This window comes from Geodermatophilus sp. SYSU D00766, from assembly GCF_054049915.1.
On sequence record NZ_JBJGYI010000029.1, the window covers coordinates 1 to 16,113 of the forward strand.

Genomic DNA, 16,113 nt, shown 5'->3' on the forward strand with positions numbered 1-16,113 from the left:
ACCAGCGAGGCCGACCGCCGCGCGGCCTTTCCTGGTTGGCTGCACGCCTACAACCACCACCGGCCCCACACCGGCATCGGCGGCCATCCACCTATCAGCCGCCTGACCAACCTCCCCGGTCAGTACAGCTAGACCTCCGCGCCGACCTCGGCGGGTTCGTCCTCCGGCAGGAAGCTCCACGTCTCCCGCGACGGCGTGGCGGCCCGCCCGGCGGCGCAGCTGGGCCGGAAGTCGCACCAGCCGCACTGCCGGCCGGTCACCGTGGGGAACGCCTCGTCGGGGTGCACGCCGTCCTCGAGCCGCCGGGTGGCGGCGCCGATGTCGGCGGCGACGTCCTCGGCCCGCCGGACGTGGTTGGCCAGCGACCGCTCGGTGTGCTCGAACGCCGCCACCGTGCCCGAGGGCAGGTGGTGGAGTTCGACGCGGCGGCAGGGCCGGCGCAGCGTGCGCTGCACGCCCAGGACGTAGAACGCCAGCGCCGGTGAGCCGCGTGCCTCGTCCTCGGTGCTGGGCACCCGGCCGGTCTTGTAGTCGACGACGACGAGCTCCTCGCCCCGCTGGTCGATCCGGTCGACGCGGCCCGACAGCGCCAGCGCCGAGGTGGTGGCCGCGACCTGCCGCTCCAGGCCCACCGGCTCGTCGTCGGGGTCGACGCCGGCGAGGTAGTCGGTGAGCCAGCCGGCCGCGCGGGCGCGCCACCGCGCGGACTGCTCGGCGTCGCGGAAGCCGGTGTCGGACCAGACGCCGTGGAGGAGCTGGCGCGCGGCGACGGCGGTGCGGCGCCCGCGCGGTGCGTCCCACCACGAGCGCAGCGCCGCGTGCACCGCCGAGCCGACCGTGTTGTGGGCCCACGGCGGGCCCTTGGGTGGCGTCGGGCGGTCGACGTAGGCGTGCCGGTAGCGGCGCGGGCAGTCGGCGAACGTCGCCAGCTTGCTCGGCGTGGCGGAGAACAGCCGCCGCGGCATGCCCGGCATCTCCAGCTGCTCGCCTCCCATGCCGGCCACGCTAGCCGCCGGAGGGCCCGTTCCCGTGCCGATCGGTGAACGGCGCGCTCCCCGTGGCCGCGGCGAGCAGCGCCTCGAACTGTCCGGGGTCGGTGGTACAGGCGCCGATGGGCGTCGTCTTGTTGGTGCCGTGGTAGTCGCTGGACCCGGTGGTGAGCAGGCCGAGCTCACGCGCCAGCCCGCGCAGGTGGGCGCGCTCGGCCGGGCTGTGGTCGGGGTGGTCGACCTCCAGGCCCAGCAGTCCCGCGTCGGCCATCGCGGCGATCGCGGCGTCGTCGACCACCCGGCCCCGGCGGGTGGCCAGCCCGTGGGCGAAGACCGGCACGCCGCCGGCCGCGCGGACCAGCGCGATGCCGTGCCGGACGTCGGTGTCGGCCTTGGGCACGTGGTGCGGGCTGCGGTGGTGCAGCAGGGTCGCGAACGCCTCGTCCACCGACGCGACGACGCCGGCGTCGACCAGCGCCCGCGCCACGTGCGGCCGGCCGACCACCCCGCCGCCGGAGGTCTCGACCACCCGCTCCCACGCGACCGGGTACCCGGCCGCGGCGAGCCCGGTGACGATCCGCTCGCCGCGGCTGAGGCGCTCGGCGCGCAGCCGGGCGAGCTCCTCGGCCAGCGCGGGGTGGGCCGGGTCGAACAGGTAGGCGAGCAGGTGCACGCTGACCGGCGGCCGGTCGGCGGGGAACCAGCGGCAGGACAGCTCCAGGCCGGGGACGACGGTCAGCCCGGGCGGGCGGGCCGCGGCGGCGGCCGCCCACCCGGCGGTGGTGTCGTGGTCGGTGAGCGCCACGACGTCGAGGCCGGCGGCGCGGGCGGTGGCCACCAGCGCGGCCGGGGTGTCGGTGCCGTCGGAGACCGACGAGTGGGTGTGCAGGTCGATCAGCATCGGCGTCCAGCCTCCCCCAGCGGCGGGCCGGCCGCGCGGGGCCTCAGCGGGGCGCGGCGGGAGGGTCCTGCCGCGGAGCGCCGGGGATCGGCTGGGTGTCGCGCTGCGGCCGCTCGTCGGCGGGCGGTTCGGGGTTGCCCTCGTCGTCGCCGCCGCTGCCCCAGTCGCTGCCGAACAGCAGCCCGCTGACCTCCCGGTAGAGCAGGTCGGCGCGCGGCAGGAAGGTGATCTGGGACAGCGCCTGCTGCTGGCCGGCGGACTCGAAGCGGAAGGTGCCGTAGCCGAGCACCTGGCCCAGCACCGTCTCCTTCCAGGTCAGGTCGGTGATCCGGCGCAGCGGCAGCAGGGTGACGGTGCGCGCGATGATCCCCGAGGTCAGCAGCACCCGGCGGCGGGTGACGATGAAGTGGCGCATCCACCACTCGCCGGCGCGCAGCGCGAACGTGCCGAGCGCGCCGAGCACGACGGCGAGCCCGACGGTGGCCGACACCCGGTTGTCCGGGTCGAGGGTGAGCACCCACACGCCGACCACCAGCACCGGCAGCGTCCGGGCGGCCGGCGCCAGCAGCACCGCCCAGTGGCGGCGGGTGGCGACGACGGCCTGCTCGCCGGGGAGCAGGTACTTGGCGGCGTCCTTGGCCCACTGCGGCGGGCGGCCGTCGGCCGGGCCGGTCACGGCCGCCTAGACGAGCGAGGTGACGAAGGCGGCGATGGACGAGGCGGCCTCCCCGAGGGCCTCACCGGCGCTCTTCACCATCTCCGCCGAGGACTCCGGCTGCTGGATGACGTACCAGACGACGAAGGCGATGGCCAACCAGACGAGGACCTTCTTCAGGTTCACCGTCACCTCCGGGGATGCGCTCGGACCGGCGGGCGCGGTGCCCGCACGGATCGGCCCGGAGGCCGGTCCCATGGGTAACACAGGCACCACCGGGCGCCTGCCGGACACGCCGGGTCGGCGCCGGCCGTTCACTCCCCCGGCAGCAGGTGCTCGCTCGGCGGGCCCAGCGGCAGGTCGGGGTAGAGCCGTTCGCGCAGGTCCAGCAGCCGCCGCGGCTCGACGAGCAGCCAGCCGGCCGACATCGGCCAGGTCACCAGCCACAGCCACACGCCGTAGGCCTCGCCGACGAAGGCGGCCCGGTCGTCGGAGGTGGGAACCGCCCACAGCGGGGCGTGCTGCCCGGCGGCCTCGACCGACGCCGACGACGGCCCGGTGATGACGTCGCCGGGGTCGAGACCGGGCAGGCCCGCGTAGCCGCAGCCCACACCCATGCCCGGCTCCTCGGCCACCAGGACCATCTCGGCCGACCCGCCCAGCGGCGCCGGGCCGGCGCAGCCGACCACGATCGCCCGCGCGCCCGGCTCCCCGCCCCAGGCCAGGCCGGTGACCGACCAGCCCGTCGGCATCGGGTCGGGCACCCACGCGGGGACGCGCGCGTCGGCGGTGACCGCGGCGATGGCGTCGTGCGCGATGAGCGTCGTGTGGTGCAGCGGGGTGACCGCGCCGTGCAGGTGGCACCACGCCACGGCCGAGTCCCCGGGGCGCACGACCAGCGGCTCGCCACAGCGAGGGCAGACCGGGGAGGCGCTCATCGCAGAACACCGTCCTGTCACGCGCGGCTCACGTCAAGCGCGGGCCGACCGTGCCGGGCCCGGCCGCCGTACTGTGCTCGGGTGTCCTCCGCGCCTCCTCCCCCGGCTCCGGAGGGTGCCGCGACGGTGGCCTGCGTGGGCGCGGTGGTGCTCGACGACGCCGGCCGGCTGCTGCTGGTCCGCCGGCGCAACGCCCCCGGTCGCGGGCTGTGGTCGGTGCCCGGCGGGCGGGTGGAGCCGGGTGAGTCCCTCGCCGCCGCGGTGACGCGGGAGGTCCGCGAGGAGACCGGGCTGCGGGTCCGCGTCGGCGCGGAGGTCGGGCGGGTGCAGATCCCCGGCGACGGCGTCGTCTACGACGTCGTCGACTTCGGGTGCACGCTCACCGACCCGCGGGCCGAGCCCGTGCCCGGCGACGACGCGGACGCGGTGGTGTTCGCCGGCCCGGCCGACCTCGACCGGCTGGCCTGCACGCCGCGGCTGCTGGAGACGCTGCGCGGCTGGGGCGCGCTGCCGGCCTGACCGGCCGGGCAGCGCGCCGGTCCGGTCAGGAGCGCGGCGCCGGCTCCGGGCGGCCGGGCTGCTCACCCCCGCGGGCCTCGCCGTAGGAGCGCTTGGGCACCATGACCTTGCGGCGGAAGACGCACACGACCGTGCCGTCCTGCTTGTAGCCGATGGTCTCGACGTGCACCACGCCGCGGTCGTCGCGCGAGCGCGACTCGGTCTTGTCCAGCACCGTCGTCTCGCCGTAGATCGTGTCGCCGTGGAAGGTCGGCGCCACGTGGCGCAGCGACTCGACCTCCAGGTTCGCGATCGCCTTGCCCGAGACGTCGGGGACGCTCATGCCCAGCAGCAGCGAGTACACGTAGTTGCCGACGACGACGTTCTCCCCGAACTCCGTGGTCTCGGCCGCGTAGTGGCTGTCCAGGTGCAGCGGGTGGTGGTTCATCGTGATCAGGCAGAACAGGTGGTCGTCGTACTCGGTCACGGTCTTGCCCGGCCAGTGCTTGTAGACCGCGCCGACCTCGAACTCCTCGTAGTACCGGCCGAACTGCACGTGTGCGCTCCCGACGTCGTCGTGCGGTGGCGGGGACGGGCGCACGCGCGACGGGCCTCCCGGGCGCGGTGCGGCCCGCTGCCCACCACGCGGCGTCGGTGACCCATCTGGACGGCCGCCGATCCTACGATGCCCGGGTGGTCCACCCGCTCCGCGCCGGTGACCCCGCGGAGGGCGACGTCGTCGTGCTGTCCCCCGCCGGGCGCCGCACCCGCCTGGCCGCCACGCTCGTGGTCCTGGCCCTGCTGCTGGCCGGGACGCTGTGGGGCACCGACGCCCACTTCCCGTTCGGCCCGTTCAAGATGTACTCGACCCGCGCCGACAACGACGCGCCGGTCGTCTCCACCCGCGTCGTCGGCCTGACCGGCGACGGCCGGGAGGTGCGGCTGTCCGGCGGCGAGGTCGGGCTGCGCCGCGCCGAGTTCGAGGGCCAGCTCCCGCGGCTGGTCGACGACCCCTCGCTGCTGGTGCTGCTGGCCGACACCTACGCCGAGCACCACCCCGGCGGCCCGGAGCTGGTCGGGGTGCAGGTGGTGCAGCGCCGCTTCGAGCTCGTCGACGGCGAGGCGACCGGCGCGTGGACCGACCGGGTCCTCGTCGAGCAGGAGCTGGAGGTCGGCCCGTGAGCGCCACCCTGCCCCCGCCCGCACCGCCGGCCGCGGCGTCCCGTCACGGGGTCCGCGGCGCCCTGCGCAGGGTGGGCGGCGCCGTGCGCGGGTTCTGGACCCGGCCGGTGCCACTGGCGCGCGTCGCGGTGTTCCGCACCATCGCCTACCTGTTCGTGCCGGTCGACGTCTTCCTCACCACCGCCTGGGTGGGCGCGCACGCCGACGTCCCGACCGCCTACTACCAGCCCCTGGTGATCGGGCAGCTGCTGCCGCTGCCCGTCCCGACCTCGACCGTCGTGCACGTCGTCCAGTGGGCGCTGGTGGCCACCGCGCTGGCCGCCGCCACCGGTCGCGCCCCCCGTCTGCTCGGCTCCGCGGTGTTCCTCCTCTACCTCGAGTGGATGGTCATCGCGATGAGCTACGGCAAGGTCGACCACGACCGCATCGCCTACCTCGTCGCGCTCGCCGTGCTGCCCACGGTCGGCGTGGCCCGCTGGCGGGACCGCCGGTCGTCGGAGGCCGCCGGCTGGGCGATGACCGCGGTGTTCGTCACCGTGGTGCTCACCTACTTCCTGGCCGCCTGGGCGAAGGTGCGCTTCGGCGGCTGGGACTGGGCGACCGGCTCGACCATCACCCGCGCCGTCGTCCGCCGCGGCACGGTCCTGTCGGAGTGGACGCTCGACGTGCCCGGCCTGCTCACGGCCGTGCAGTGGTCGATGCTGCTGCTGGAGTTCGCGGCGCCGCTGGTGCTGCTGGTGCGCTCGGACCGGGCGCGGGTGGCGCTGGTGGTCTTCCTGCTCGGGTTCCACCTGATGGTCTTCGGCGGGCTGCGGATCATCTTCCTGCCGCACTGCGTCGCCATCCTGTCGATCCTGCCGTGGGAGCGGTTCCCCGACCTGGTCGCCGAGGTGCGCCGGCGGGCCGGGCGGCGAGGGGCCCGCGGCCTCCCCGCCGCCCCGCCGGGCTGAGCGCGGCTCAGACCAGCGCGCCGATGCGGGCGGCGACGTCGGCCTCGTGCTGCTGGTACGAGGCGGCGACCGCGCCGAGCAGGCTCCCCATCCCGGTGAGGGCGTCGCTGACCGACTGGGCCGAGGCGCGCCACTGCTCGTAGAGCGCGCTGAACTGCACGGCCGCCTGGCTGTCGGTCCAGCCGTCGAGCACCGAGGCGGTGACGCTGCTCGACAGCGTGGCGTGCCGCGCCGTCGTCTCGGCCGCCTCGGCCTGGCACTGCCCGGCCATCGACTGCAGGGTGGCGATGTCGACCTTCACGTGGGTCCTCCCGTCCGTCCCGGGCACCTCCCGGGATCGGCTGCGGACGCTAGGGCCGGTCGCGCACGGCGGCCCCGCTGCCGTCCACAGGCGGGGGTGGTGTCCACATCCGCCGGGACCCGGCGCCGCGACCGGGGTGGGGCCGCGACGGTCGGCGCGTGTCCGCTCCCCCACCTGCCGACGTCGCGCCGCGCTGCTGGACCGTGGTCGGTCCCGAGGGTGCCGTCGACGTCGAGGTCCGCGCCGCCGACGGCGACCGGCTGGCCGCGGTGCTGCCCGCCCTCGCCACCGCCCTCGGCGTCCCACGGGCGTCGCTGTGGTCGGGCAGCACCGCGCTCCCCGCCGACCTGCCGCTCCGCTCGGCCTCCCTCGCGCACGGCGCTGTCCTCGGTCTCGGCCGTCCCGCACCACGTGACGAGCGGCCGGCGCCGAGCCCGCTGGAGCTGCACGTCGTCGGCGGGCCCGCGGCGGGCACGACGGCCGGCCTGGCCAGCGGCCGGCACGTCCTGGGCCGCGGCGCCGACGCCACGCTGCCCCTCCCCGACCCGGGCGTCTCCCGCCGGCACGCCCGGCTCGACGTCGGTGCCGGCGGGACCACGGTCGCCGACCTCGGCTCCACCAACGGCACCCGCCTCGACGACGAGGAGCTGACCGGCGCCCCGGTGTCCTGGCGGCCGGGCGCCGTGCTCCGCCTGGGCGCGACCTCCCTGACCGTCGCTGGTCCCCGGGACGTCCCGGTGGGGCTGCGGCCCGGCTCCGGCGGGCGGTGGCTCGTGCGGCCGGGGGCCGCGCCGGCGGCGCAGCGCCCCGAGGTGGAGGTCGCCGTGCCCGCCGCGCCCGACGAGCCGCCCCACCGCCGCCTGGCCTGGGTCGCGGTGCTCCTGCCCGCGGCCGCCGGGGTGGTGCTCGCCTGGCTGCTGTCCACCCCGACGTTCCTGTTCTTCGCGCTGCTGTCCCCGCTGGTCGCTATCGGCACGTGGGCGGCGGACCGGTGGTCCGGCCGCCGGTCCCGCCGGCGCGCGGCGGCGACCCACACCGCGGAGCTCGCCGCCGCCCGGGCCGGGCTGGCCGAGGCGGTGCGGGCCGACGTCCGGGCGGCCCACCGCGCCTGTCCCGACCTCGCCACCCTGGCCACCGCGGCCCGCCGGCGGACCGCGCCGCTGTGGTCGCGCGCCGGCCGGGACGCCGACGCCCTGGTGGTGCGGCTGGGCACCGGCCCGGGGACGACACGGGTGGTCCGGGTCGAGGAGGGCCGCCGGCAGGCCGAGCCCGCCGACGGCCTGCCCGTCGCGGTCGACCTCCGGGCCGCCGGGACCCTGGGCGTCACCGGCCCGCGGGCACCGGCGCTGGGCGTGGTGGTCGGGGTGCTCGCCCAGGTGGTCACGCTGCTGCCGCCCGGGGACGTCGCCCTCGCGCTCCTCACGACGGCGGAGCGCGCGCCGGACTGGGCGTGGGCGCGGTGGCTGCCGCACGTGGCACCCGGGGCGGTCCACGTCCGCCCGTCGCCGGCCACGGCCCGCCGGGACGAGGACGCGCTGCTCGCCTGGCTCGGCGGGGTGGCGGGGCAGGGAGAGGCGGCCCGCCCGGCGGCGCCGCGGGACGGTCCCGGGCGCCTGCTGCTCGTCGTCGACCGGCCGGTGGGCGCCGCCCTGCGCGACGCCCTGTGCCGCTGCCGCGACGCCGGCGCCGTCCTGCTGTCCCTCGGCCGGCGGGCCGACGAGCTGCCGGTCCCCGGCGGCGCCGTGCTGCAGGTCGGCGGGGAGACCGGCGACACGGGCCTGCTCGACCGGGGCGACGGCACCGCGCGGAGCGAGCTGGTCGTCGACCGGCTGCCGCGGCCGGTCGCGGGGCGGTGGGCCCGCGACCTCGCCGCCCTGAGCCCCGGCCGCGCCACCGCGACCCTGCCCCGGACGGTGCGCCTGCTGGACCTGGCCGCAGGCGCACCGGCCGGGGACGGCGTCCCGGTGACGTGGTCGCGGGGACGGACGTCGCTCACCGTCCCCCTCGGACTGGGCGGCGACGGGGTCGTCGCGGTGGACCTGTGCCGCGACGGGCCGCACGCCCTGGTGGCCGGCACCACCGGCTCGGGGAAGTCCGAGCTGCTGCAGACACTGGTCGCCGGGCTGGCGCTGGCGCACCCGCCGGACCGCTGCGCGTTCCTCCTCGTCGACTACAAGGGCGGTGCCGCCTTCGCCGAGGCCGCGGCGCTGCCGCACACCGTGGGCCTGGTGACCGACCTCGACGCGGCGGCCACCGGGCGGGCGCTGCGCTCGCTGACCGCCGAGCTCACCCGCCGGGAGGCGCTGCTCGCCGCGGCCGGCGTGAGCGACGTCGGCGCGCTGCCCGACGAGGTGGACCTGGCGCGGCTGGTCATCGTCGTCGACGAGTTCGCCGGCCTCGCGGAGGAGCTGCCGGAGTTCGTCACGGGGCTGGTCGGCATCGCCCAGCGCGGCCGCTCGCTCGGCGTGCACCTGGTCCTGGCGACCCAGCGCCCCGGCGGGGTCGTCTCACCGGAGATCCGGGCCAACTGCTCGCTGCGGGTGTGCCTGCGCACCACCGACGAGGCGGACTCCCGCGACGTCCTCGGCAGTCCGGACGCGGCGCGGATCCCGGCCGACCGGCCCGGCGGCGGGCTGCTGCGCGTGGGCTCGGGCCGCCCGGTGCCGTTCCAGACCGCGCGGGTGGCGCTGGGGCCCGCGGCAGCGCCCGGGCCCGCCGTCCGGCGCCGGCCCTGGCCACCGGCCGCCGGCCCGCCCGCCGGTGACGACCCCACGGTGCCCGGCCCCACCGATCTCGCCCGCATCGCCGAGGCGGCCTCCCGCGCCGCCGCCCGGTCGGGCACCCGCCGGCCGCACCGGCCGTGGCACCCCGCGCTGCCCGACTCCCTGACCGTCGCCGACCTGCCCGTGCCCGACGGGGACGGCGCCGGCTGCGGGGCGCGCCTGCCCGTCGGCCTGGTCGACCGGCCCGACCGGCAGACGCGGGAGCCGCTGGTGCTCGACCTCGACCGCGGCGGCGCCTGGCTGGCCGTCGGCGGTCCCGGCAGCGGCCGCACCACCCTGCTGCGGACGGTGCTGGCCGAGGCTGTCCACCGCCTGCCGCCGGACCGGTTGCACGTCCACGTGCTCGACCACGCAGGTGGCTCCCTCGGGGCGGCGGCGGCAGGGCTGCCGCACACCGGGACCGTGGTCGGCGCGGCCGACGCCCTGCGCACCATCCGGCTGGTGGCACGACTGGGCGAGGAGGTCGCCGCCCGCCGTGCCGGAGCCGCGCCGGGCGGCTCGGGCCCGGTCGTGCTGCTGCTGGTCGACGGCGTCGAGTCGCTGCTGGCCCAGCTCGACGAGGCGGTTCCCGGACAGGGCTCGGCGGACCTCCTGCGCCTGGCGCGCGACGGCGCGTCGGTGGGCCTGACCTGCGTCGTGACCGCCGACCGCGCCGTCCCGGGTGGCCGGCTGGCCGCCGCGGCGGGGACCCGCCTGGTGCTCCCGCTACCCGACCGCGCCGACTACGCCGTGGCCGGCGTGCCCGCCCGGGCGGTACCGGGACACCGGCCGCCGGGACGGGCGCTCCTGGGCGAGGACGCCCTCGAGTGCCACATCGCCCTCCCCCGCCCGCTGCGCCCCCGCCCGGCGCAGGCACCCGCGGCGACGACGGCGCTGCGGATCCCCGAGCTGCCGGCCGACCCCGCGCTGCCGGCCGGCGCCCGGGCGGCGCTGACGGCGGTGCCGCTGGGGCCGGGCGGTGACGAGGGGGCGCTGCTGCACGTCGACCTGCGCCGCGGCGGGGGCCTGCTGGTGGTCGGTCCCCCGCGCAGCGGCCGGACGGCCACGCTGCAGGCCCTGGCCACCACGCTGTCCGGCGCCGGGATCCCCGTCGTCGGCCTGGTCCGCAGCCGGCGCGCGGCCGGTCCCGCCCTCCCCGGCACCGCCCCGCTCGCCGCCGACGACGTCGCCGGCTGGCGGTCCTGGCTGGCCGGCCTCGCCGACGGCCCGGGGGTGCTGGTCCTCGACGACGCGGGGGCGCTCCCCGAGGCGCCGGTCCTCGCGGCGGCGGCCGCCGACCTCGCCGAGCACGACGTCGTGGTCCTCGCGGCCGGGACCGCCGGTGAGCTCTCCAGTGCCTTCCGGGGGCCGGTCGCCGACCTGCGCCGCAGCCGCAGCGGGCTGCTGCTCTGCCCGGGCCCCGGGGACGCCGACCTGCTGGGCATCCGGCTGCCCCGGGCGCCGGTCCCGGCCCGGCCCGGCTCCGGCTGGCTGGTCACCGCGGGCACGGCCCGGCGGGTGCAGGTCGCCCGCCACCGGGACGGGTCGTGAGCTCAGAGGAGCTCCAGCGCGGGGCCGATCTCCTGGGTCGCGTACCAGGCCAGCTCGTGCCCCTCGGCCTGGTCGACGACGAACTGGGCCTCGTCGCTGCCGAGGTCGGCCTCCAGCACCACCGCGACCGCCGCCCGCACGTCGTCCTCGGCCTCGGCACCGTCGACGTGCGCGCTGGCGACGTCGGCGAGGGTGACGTCGGCGGACACCCGGACCGCACCGGGGTCGGTGTCGGCGTCGTCGACCGGGGTGACCGAGGTGTCGGGCACGTCGGCGGCCAGCACCACGCGGCGGCGGGCGGCCGTGGGGTCCACGTCGAGCAGGCGGAGGCTGGCGCGGGCGGCGGCCAGCAGCGCCGCGTACTCGAGCTCCTCGACGTCGGACGCGGCGTCGCTGAGGGAGTAGGAGTCCCGCAGTCCCGGGGTCACGGCGAAGGCCGTGTGCGGTCCGCCGATCCGGCCCTCGTCGACCAGTCGCCGCAGGACGCTGGTCGTCGCCGGCAGGTAGATCCGCACGCGGCCGCTCCTCTCTGGTGGGGGGAGGCGACGGTATCCCGCGCCGCCGGGCCGGAGGCGGCGCGCGGGTCAGCGCACGGACTCGGCGAGCGCCGCGACCTCCTGCTCGAGCAGGTCGGCCAGCACCTCGACGTCGCCGACACCGTCGAGGTCGGCGTTGAGCCCGACGTGGACCCGCCCGTCGTAGCTGGTCATCCCGACCGACAGCGCCTGACCGCCCAGCAGCGGCACCACCGGGAAGACCTCCAGCATCCGGCTGCCCGCGGCGTACAGCGGCACCTGCGGTCCGGGGACGTTGGTCACCACCAGCGTGAACAGCCGGCGCGACAGACCGCGGGCCGCACGGGCGCCGAGCGCGTGCAGCGTCGGCGGGGCGAACCCGGTGAGCGCGACGAGGCTGCTGGCCCGCACCGACCGCCCGGAGTCGGTCACGCTGCGCATGGCGTAGCCCAGCCGCGCCAGGCGCACCCACGGGTTGGGCTCCCCGACCGGCAGGTCGACGAGGTGGGCCGACACCCCACCGCCCGCGGCACCCGGCTCCTCCTGCAGCGAGACGGGCACGAGCGCGCGCACGACGGTCGAGGCGAGCACCGGCTCCCCGCGCGAGAGCAACCAGTCGCGCAGCGCGCCGGTCAGGACGGTGAGCAGGACGTCGTTGACCGTGCCGCCGTGCGCCTTGCGGATCGCCTTCAGGTCGTCGAGGTCAGCGCGGGCGACCGCGACCCGCCGCTGGCTGCCGACCGTCCGGCTCAGCGGCCCGTGCGGTGGCGGGGCGACGGCCGACCCGGCGGCGCGGACGAACCCCCTGGCCGCACTGCGCACCCGGGCCACCGTCGAGCGCAGGTCACCGGCCGCCGACCAGGCGTTCTCCAGCACCGCGGTGGGCCGCTGGACGTACTCGGTGAGAGCGTCCCGGACCAGCTCGACGGGCCCGGGCACGCGGCCGGGGACCCAGTCGTCGACGGCGGGCAGCGGCGCGTCCGCAGTCGTGTCCAGCAGCACCTGGGCGATGTCGACCGCGCCCAGCCCGTCGACGAGCGCGGGGTGGGTCTTGGTCACCACGGCGACCCGGCCCTCGGCCAGCCCCTCGACGAGGTAGACCTCCCACAGCGGCCGCGCGCGGTCCAGCGGCCGCGACGTCACCCGGGAGACCAGGTCGAGAAGCTGCGCCTGCGTGCCGGGCCGCGGCACCGCCGAGCGCCGCACGTGGTAGGCGACGTCGAAGTCCGGGTCGTCGGCCCACACCGGGTTGGCCAGGTGGCCGGGCACCGGCACGACCCGCTGCCGGTAGCGCGGCACCAGCGGCAGCCGCGCCTCGACGAGCTCGGCGAGGGCGTCGAGTCCGCCCTCGACCGGTTCGAGCACGAGCACGCCCGCGACGTGCAGCGGGGCGCCCGCGTCCTCGAGGTACACGTACGACGCGTCCAGGGTGCTCAGCCGCTCGGCCATCGTCCTCCTCCGGCTCGGGGGTCCACGCTACGGCGGCGTCGGCGCCCTCCCCAGCCGGGCGGGGCAGGACGGTCCGCCCGGGCGGAGGGTCAGCCGGCGCGGCGGCGCAGGAGCCGCCGTCCCGGTGCGGGGTCGGGCACCCGGGCGAGCCCGGCGGCCATCGTGCGCAGCCCGGTTCTCAGAGGCGAGCCGGGGGCGACCTCGGCCAGGGTCCGCCCGGAGGCCAGCGCCGCGTCGGTGGCGCCGCGGTCGGCGGGCAGGAAGCCGTGCACGCCGCGGCCGGCGAACCGCTCGAGGGCGTCGCCGATCTCCTGGCGGGGGTCGCCGGGCACGGGCCCGCGGCGGACCTGGTTGACCACCACGGCCGGCTCGACGTCCGGCATCAGGTCGCGCAGCTGGCCCAGCGCCCGGATCGTGCGCTGCAGCGCGACCGGGTCGGCACCGCTGACGCACAGCACGTCGTCGGCCGCCTCCAGCACCGTGACGGTGGCCCCGTTGCGCCGGGGGGCCGCGGTGTCGAAGGACAGCTCCTCGTCCTCCTCGAGGTTGAACGCGCAGTCCACGACGACCAGGTCGGCCACCCGCCGCGCCTCGTCGAGCACCGCCGCGACCGCGCGGGGGCGCAGTTCGGGCCACCGGTCGGCGCGCGCCAACCCGGTCAGCACCGACAGGTTGGGCCGGACCGACCAGGCCAGCCGCTGCAGCGCCGCCTCGTCCAGCGTGCCGGCGGCCGCCTGCCGCGCGGCGCCGGCCAGTCCCGGCGACTCGTCGAGCAGGCCGAGGACCTGCGCCACGACCCCGCCGTACACGTCGGCGTCGACCAGCAGGGTCGCCACACCCAGGCGGGCGGCCTCGTCGGCGAGGCCGACGGCGACCGTGGTCCGGCCCGGCGCGCCGGTGGGGCCCCACACCGCCACGACCCGGCCCCGGGACGGACGCCGGACCGCGGGCCCGGACCCGCCGCGGCGGGGTGTGGGCAGGGCCGCCCGGGGGTCGGCGACGCCGTGCCCGGCGGCGGGTCCGGTCACGGCCTCGCGCAGCGCCCGGACCACCTCCTCCGGCTCCGCGTCGGCGGGCAGCACGGTGGCCACCCCGAGCGCGCGCAACCGCTCGGCGGCCCGCTCGTCGGCCGGGTCGGCCAGCCCGACGACGGCGACCCCGGCCGCGCCGAGCCGGGCGACGGCGTCGACGTCGAGCCGGTGCAGGTCCGCCGACAGCAGCGCCGCCTGGGCGGTGCCGGTGGCCGCCGCGGCCAGCAGGTCGGAGGCGTCGACGCACCGACGGACCACCGTCACCCCGTGGTCGGCCCGGTCGAGGGCCCCGACCAGCGCGGCCTCCCAGGCGGCGCCGGTGACCGCGGTGACGACCTGGAGCGCCATCAGGGCGTCGGCCCGGCGGGCGCACCGGCGGCGGGGGCGGCAGCGGGATCGGCGGGCGGGACGGGCGGTGCGGCCGGCACGGGAGCGGCGGGCACGGAGGCGGTCGGCGCCGTGGTCGGCACGGTCGGCGCAGTGGTCGGCACGGTCGGCGCGGTGGTCGGTGTGGTGGGCCGCGGGGTGGTCGGGGTGGTGGGCCGCGGGGTGGTCGGCGACGCGCCGCCGTCCACGGCGTCGTCCACGGCGTCGTCCACGGCGCCGTCCACGGCGCCATCCACGGAGCCGTGCACCACCACGACCAGCGGGCGGCCGCCGATCGAGCCCAGCACGTCTGCGGCCTGGGCGGCCGGCACCCCGATGACCACCTGCACGGTCGTGGTCGCCGTGGACAGCACGCCCTCGGCGCGGCCGCTGACGGCCTGCACCGGCGCGGCGGCGACGACGAGTGCCACGCCCTCGCCGGTCGCCGTGCCGGCGGGGTCGGTCACGCCGTAGACGTCGACGACCTGACCGCGGGCGAGTCCGGGCGGCGCGTAGCCGGCCTGCACCGGCAGCGCCACCTGCACCAGGTCGGCCGGCTCCTCCAGGGCGCTGCGGGGCAGGAGCTCCCCCGCCCGCACCGCGCGGGCGAGCGTGCGCCCGGCGGGATCGGTGCCGGTGGACAGGTAGGCGCCGGCCGAGTCGCCCAGCCACACGTCGACCGCCACCAGGTCGGCGGCCTCGAGGCTGGTCCCCGCGGCCAGGTCCCCGGCCACCGACCAGACGGGCACCGTGGCGTCGGCGGCGCTGACCACCCGCGCGCCGAGCAGCACCGACCCGAGGACGAGCAGCACCCCGAGCACCAGCCGAAGGTCCAGCCACCGCGGCGGGCGCACGCGCCGTGGCACCGGCCCGGTCGCCGTCTCCCCCGCCACCGGCGCCGTGCGCGTGGCAGCGCTCACCGGGCACTCCTCCTCGTGGTCGTCCGGGACGGCCCGGGCGGCCCGCCCACCGGCGGACACGGACGCGACCGGCGGTCAGCGCGCGGTCGGACGCCGATGATGCGGTACGGACGCGGTTGCGTGCACCGGCTGTCCACACCTTCGGGTGTGGACGAGATGCGCACGGGTGAGTGCGTTGCTGCCAGACTGGTGCGCGACCGGACGGAGAGCCATGCCCACACCGCGCTTCCTGACCCTCGACGACGTCGCCGAGATCCTCAACGTCTCGTGGGCGCAGGTCTACGCGCTCGTACGGCGCCGCGAGCTGATCGCCATCCAGATCGGCGGCCGCGGCCAGTGGCGGGTGGAGACCGACGAGCTCGAGCGGTTCATCCAGCAGAAGTACGCCGAGGCGCGCGCCGGTGCGGTGCCTCCCCCCGAAGGGTCCGCCGCGGCCGGCCCCGACGCACCGGCCGACGCGCCGGCCGGACCCGCGCCCGCCCGCGGCCGCCGCTCCCGCAGCTGACCTCAGGCGGCGCCGGGGCTCAGCGTCCGGACCACCGCCACCGCCGCGAGCACCACCGCCCGCACCGACCGCACTGCACCGGGCCGCCGGAACTCGTCGGGCGCGTGCTCGGCCAGCTCCACGAAGTCGGCGCCGACCCGGTCGACGGTCCCGGTCAGCACCCCGCCGTCGTCGCACAGCACCGCCACCGCGCTGCGGTCGCGCGCCAGCCCGCGCAGCGCCCGCCGCAGGTCCAGCGCCGCCCGCACCGGTGACGCCGGCTCGGCTGCCGCCGTGGACCGCAGCAGCCCGGACACCGCCACGACGGCCGGGAGCGCCACCAGCACCTCGCGCCCCGCGTCGTCGGTGAGCAGCGCCCAGTCCGGGCCCACCTCCTCGAGCCGGCCGGCCACCTCGCCGGCGCCCCGGCAGCGCAGCGACACCCGCTCGCCGAGCGCCCCGCCGAGCCGCTCCGTCAGCCGGACCGCCCCCGTCTCCGCCCGCGACCGGGACGGCAGCTGAGCGCGTTCCTCGGCCGCCGTGACCTCGTCGAACTCCGCCTGCAGGTCGGCGAACAGCTGCTGCCAGCGCATGACCGGGAGCGTAGATGTTTCTCATATC

The 16,113-nt window shown here is 78.1% G+C and carries 18 protein-coding genes; 6 read left to right on the forward strand and 12 right to left on the reverse strand.

Annotated features, from left to right (window positions below):
- A partial coding sequence (locus tag ACI8AD_RS18220; protein ID WP_456871994.1) for an integrase core domain-containing protein occupies window positions 1-132 on the forward strand: 132 nt, incomplete at its 5' end.
- Here the strand turns inward: ACI8AD_RS18220 and ACI8AD_RS18225 are convergent.
- From ACI8AD_RS18225 to ACI8AD_RS18245, 5 genes are all read right to left on the reverse strand, one after another.
- Window positions 129-995, reverse strand: a complete 867-nt coding sequence (locus ACI8AD_RS18225; RefSeq protein WP_456871939.1) for a RecB family exonuclease — start codon at window positions 993-995, stop codon at window positions 129-131. The two genes, ACI8AD_RS18220 and ACI8AD_RS18225, sit on opposite strands and share 4 nt — an antisense overlap.
- A 10-nt stretch (window positions 996-1,005) precedes the next feature.
- A complete protein-coding gene (locus ACI8AD_RS18230) occupies window positions 1,006-1,890 on the reverse strand; it encodes a PHP domain-containing protein (RefSeq protein WP_456871940.1) in 885 nt (294 codons plus the stop codon).
- Between the two features lie 43 nt (window positions 1,891-1,933).
- Window positions 1,934-2,566 (reverse strand): PH domain-containing protein, encoded by a 633-nt coding sequence (locus tag ACI8AD_RS18235; protein ID WP_456871941.1) that lies wholly within the window; start codon window positions 2,564-2,566, stop codon window positions 1,934-1,936.
- Between the two features lie 6 nt (window positions 2,567-2,572).
- Window positions 2,573-2,731, reverse strand: a complete 159-nt coding sequence (locus tag ACI8AD_RS18240; protein WP_176449796.1) for a hypothetical protein — start codon at window positions 2,729-2,731, stop codon at window positions 2,573-2,575.
- Window positions 2,732-2,859: 128 nt separating this feature from the next.
- Complete coding sequence (locus ACI8AD_RS18245; RefSeq protein WP_089402278.1) at window positions 2,860-3,483, reverse strand: DUF6758 family protein; 624 nt, start codon at window positions 3,481-3,483, stop codon at window positions 2,860-2,862.
- An 81-nt stretch (window positions 3,484-3,564) separates the two neighbouring features.
- Between ACI8AD_RS18245 and ACI8AD_RS18250 the strand changes: the two genes are divergently transcribed.
- Window positions 3,565-4,002, forward strand: coding sequence for an NUDIX hydrolase (locus tag ACI8AD_RS18250; protein ID WP_456871942.1), 438 nt, complete (start codon window positions 3,565-3,567; stop codon window positions 4,000-4,002).
- Between the two features lie 25 nt (window positions 4,003-4,027).
- On the opposite strand, the gene ACI8AD_RS18255 is transcribed toward ACI8AD_RS18250, so the two are convergent.
- The gene (locus ACI8AD_RS18255; RefSeq protein WP_456871943.1) at window positions 4,028-4,537 is read right to left on the reverse strand and encodes a MaoC family dehydratase; all 510 of its coding nucleotides are present in this window, start codon (window positions 4,535-4,537) and stop codon (window positions 4,028-4,030) included.
- Window positions 4,538-4,674: 137 nt separating this feature from the next.
- On the opposite strand from ACI8AD_RS18255, the gene ACI8AD_RS18260 reads away from it, so the two are divergent.
- Together ACI8AD_RS18260 and ACI8AD_RS18265 are read left to right on the forward strand one after the other, a co-directional pair.
- Complete coding sequence (locus ACI8AD_RS18260; protein WP_456871944.1) at window positions 4,675-5,163, forward strand: hypothetical protein; 489 nt, start codon at window positions 4,675-4,677, stop codon at window positions 5,161-5,163.
- A complete protein-coding gene (locus ACI8AD_RS18265) occupies window positions 5,160-6,113 on the forward strand; it encodes an MFS transporter permease (RefSeq protein WP_456871945.1) in 954 nt (317 codons plus the stop codon). The genes ACI8AD_RS18260 and ACI8AD_RS18265 overlap by 4 nt, the downstream gene beginning before the upstream one ends.
- Before the next feature lie 7 nt (window positions 6,114-6,120).
- Here the strand turns inward: ACI8AD_RS18265 and ACI8AD_RS18270 are convergent, their stop codons facing one another.
- Window positions 6,121-6,414 (reverse strand): WXG100 family type VII secretion target, encoded by a 294-nt coding sequence (locus tag ACI8AD_RS18270; RefSeq protein WP_456871946.1) that lies wholly within the window; start codon window positions 6,412-6,414, stop codon window positions 6,121-6,123.
- A gap of 158 nt (window positions 6,415-6,572) precedes the next feature.
- Here ACI8AD_RS18270 and ACI8AD_RS18275 point away from each other — a divergent pair, with 158 nt between their 5' ends.
- On the forward strand, window positions 6,573-10,727 hold the full coding sequence (locus ACI8AD_RS18275) for an FtsK/SpoIIIE domain-containing protein (RefSeq protein WP_456871947.1): 4,155 nt from the start codon (window positions 6,573-6,575) through the stop codon (window positions 10,725-10,727).
- Between the two features lie 2 nt (window positions 10,728-10,729).
- On the opposite strand, the gene ACI8AD_RS18280 is transcribed toward ACI8AD_RS18275, so the two are convergent.
- From ACI8AD_RS18280 to ACI8AD_RS18295, 4 genes are all read right to left on the reverse strand, one after another.
- Window positions 10,730-11,242 carry a DUF6912 family protein gene (locus tag ACI8AD_RS18280; RefSeq protein WP_456871948.1) on the reverse strand — a complete coding sequence of 171 codons (513 nt, stop codon included), beginning with the start codon at window positions 11,240-11,242 and terminating at the stop codon, window positions 10,730-10,732.
- A gap of 69 nt (window positions 11,243-11,311) precedes the next feature.
- Window positions 11,312-12,691, reverse strand: a complete 1,380-nt coding sequence (locus ACI8AD_RS18285; RefSeq protein ID WP_456871949.1) for a WS/DGAT/MGAT family O-acyltransferase — start codon at window positions 12,689-12,691, stop codon at window positions 11,312-11,314.
- Window positions 12,692-12,780: 89 nt separating this feature from the next.
- Entirely contained in the window at window positions 12,781-14,070 is a 1,290-nt protein-coding gene (locus ACI8AD_RS18290; protein WP_456871950.1) for an AAA family ATPase, read from the reverse strand.
- The gene (locus ACI8AD_RS18295) at window positions 14,070-15,008 is read right to left on the reverse strand and encodes an SAF domain-containing protein (RefSeq protein WP_456871951.1); all 939 of its coding nucleotides are present in this window, start codon (window positions 15,006-15,008) and stop codon (window positions 14,070-14,072) included. The genes ACI8AD_RS18290 and ACI8AD_RS18295 overlap by 1 nt, the downstream gene beginning before the upstream one ends.
- A gap of 211 nt (window positions 15,009-15,219) precedes the next feature.
- On the opposite strand from ACI8AD_RS18295, the gene ACI8AD_RS18300 reads away from it, so the two are divergent.
- Window positions 15,220-15,513: a helix-turn-helix domain-containing protein gene (locus tag ACI8AD_RS18300; protein ID WP_456871952.1), complete on the forward strand. Its 294-nt coding sequence runs from the start codon at window positions 15,220-15,222 to the stop codon at window positions 15,511-15,513.
- Between the two features lie 2 nt (window positions 15,514-15,515).
- On the opposite strand, the gene ACI8AD_RS18305 is transcribed toward ACI8AD_RS18300, so the two are convergent.
- The gene (locus ACI8AD_RS18305) at window positions 15,516-16,085 is read right to left on the reverse strand and encodes a hypothetical protein (RefSeq protein WP_456871953.1); all 570 of its coding nucleotides are present in this window, start codon (window positions 16,083-16,085) and stop codon (window positions 15,516-15,518) included.
- Between the last annotated feature and the right edge of the window lie 28 nt (window positions 16,086-16,113).

What these genes read in the sequence shown, in the direction of transcription:
- ACI8AD_RS18225 (WP_456871939.1), bottom strand. Translation starts at nt 995, where the DNA reads ATGGGAGGCGAGCAGCTGGAGATGCCGGGCATGCCGCGGCGGCTGTTC.
- ACI8AD_RS18230 (WP_456871940.1), bottom strand. Translation starts at nt 1,890, where the DNA reads ATGCTGATCGACCTGCACACCCACTCGTCGGTCTCCGACGGCACCGAC.
- ACI8AD_RS18290 (WP_456871950.1), bottom strand. Translation starts at nt 14,070, where the DNA reads ATGGCGCTCCAGGTCGTCACCGCGGTCACCGGCGCCGCCTGGGAGGCC.
- ACI8AD_RS18285 (WP_456871949.1), bottom strand. Translation starts at nt 12,691, where the DNA reads ATGGCCGAGCGGCTGAGCACCCTGGACGCGTCGTACGTGTACCTCGAG.
- ACI8AD_RS18305 (WP_456871953.1), bottom strand. Translation starts at nt 16,085, where the DNA reads ATGCGCTGGCAGCAGCTGTTCGCCGACCTGCAGGCGGAGTTCGACGAG.
- ACI8AD_RS18245 (WP_089402278.1), bottom strand. Translation starts at nt 3,483, where the DNA reads ATGAGCGCCTCCCCGGTCTGCCCTCGCTGTGGCGAGCCGCTGGTCGTG.
- ACI8AD_RS18300 (WP_456871952.1), top strand. Translation starts at nt 15,220, where the DNA reads ATGCCCACACCGCGCTTCCTGACCCTCGACGACGTCGCCGAGATCCTC.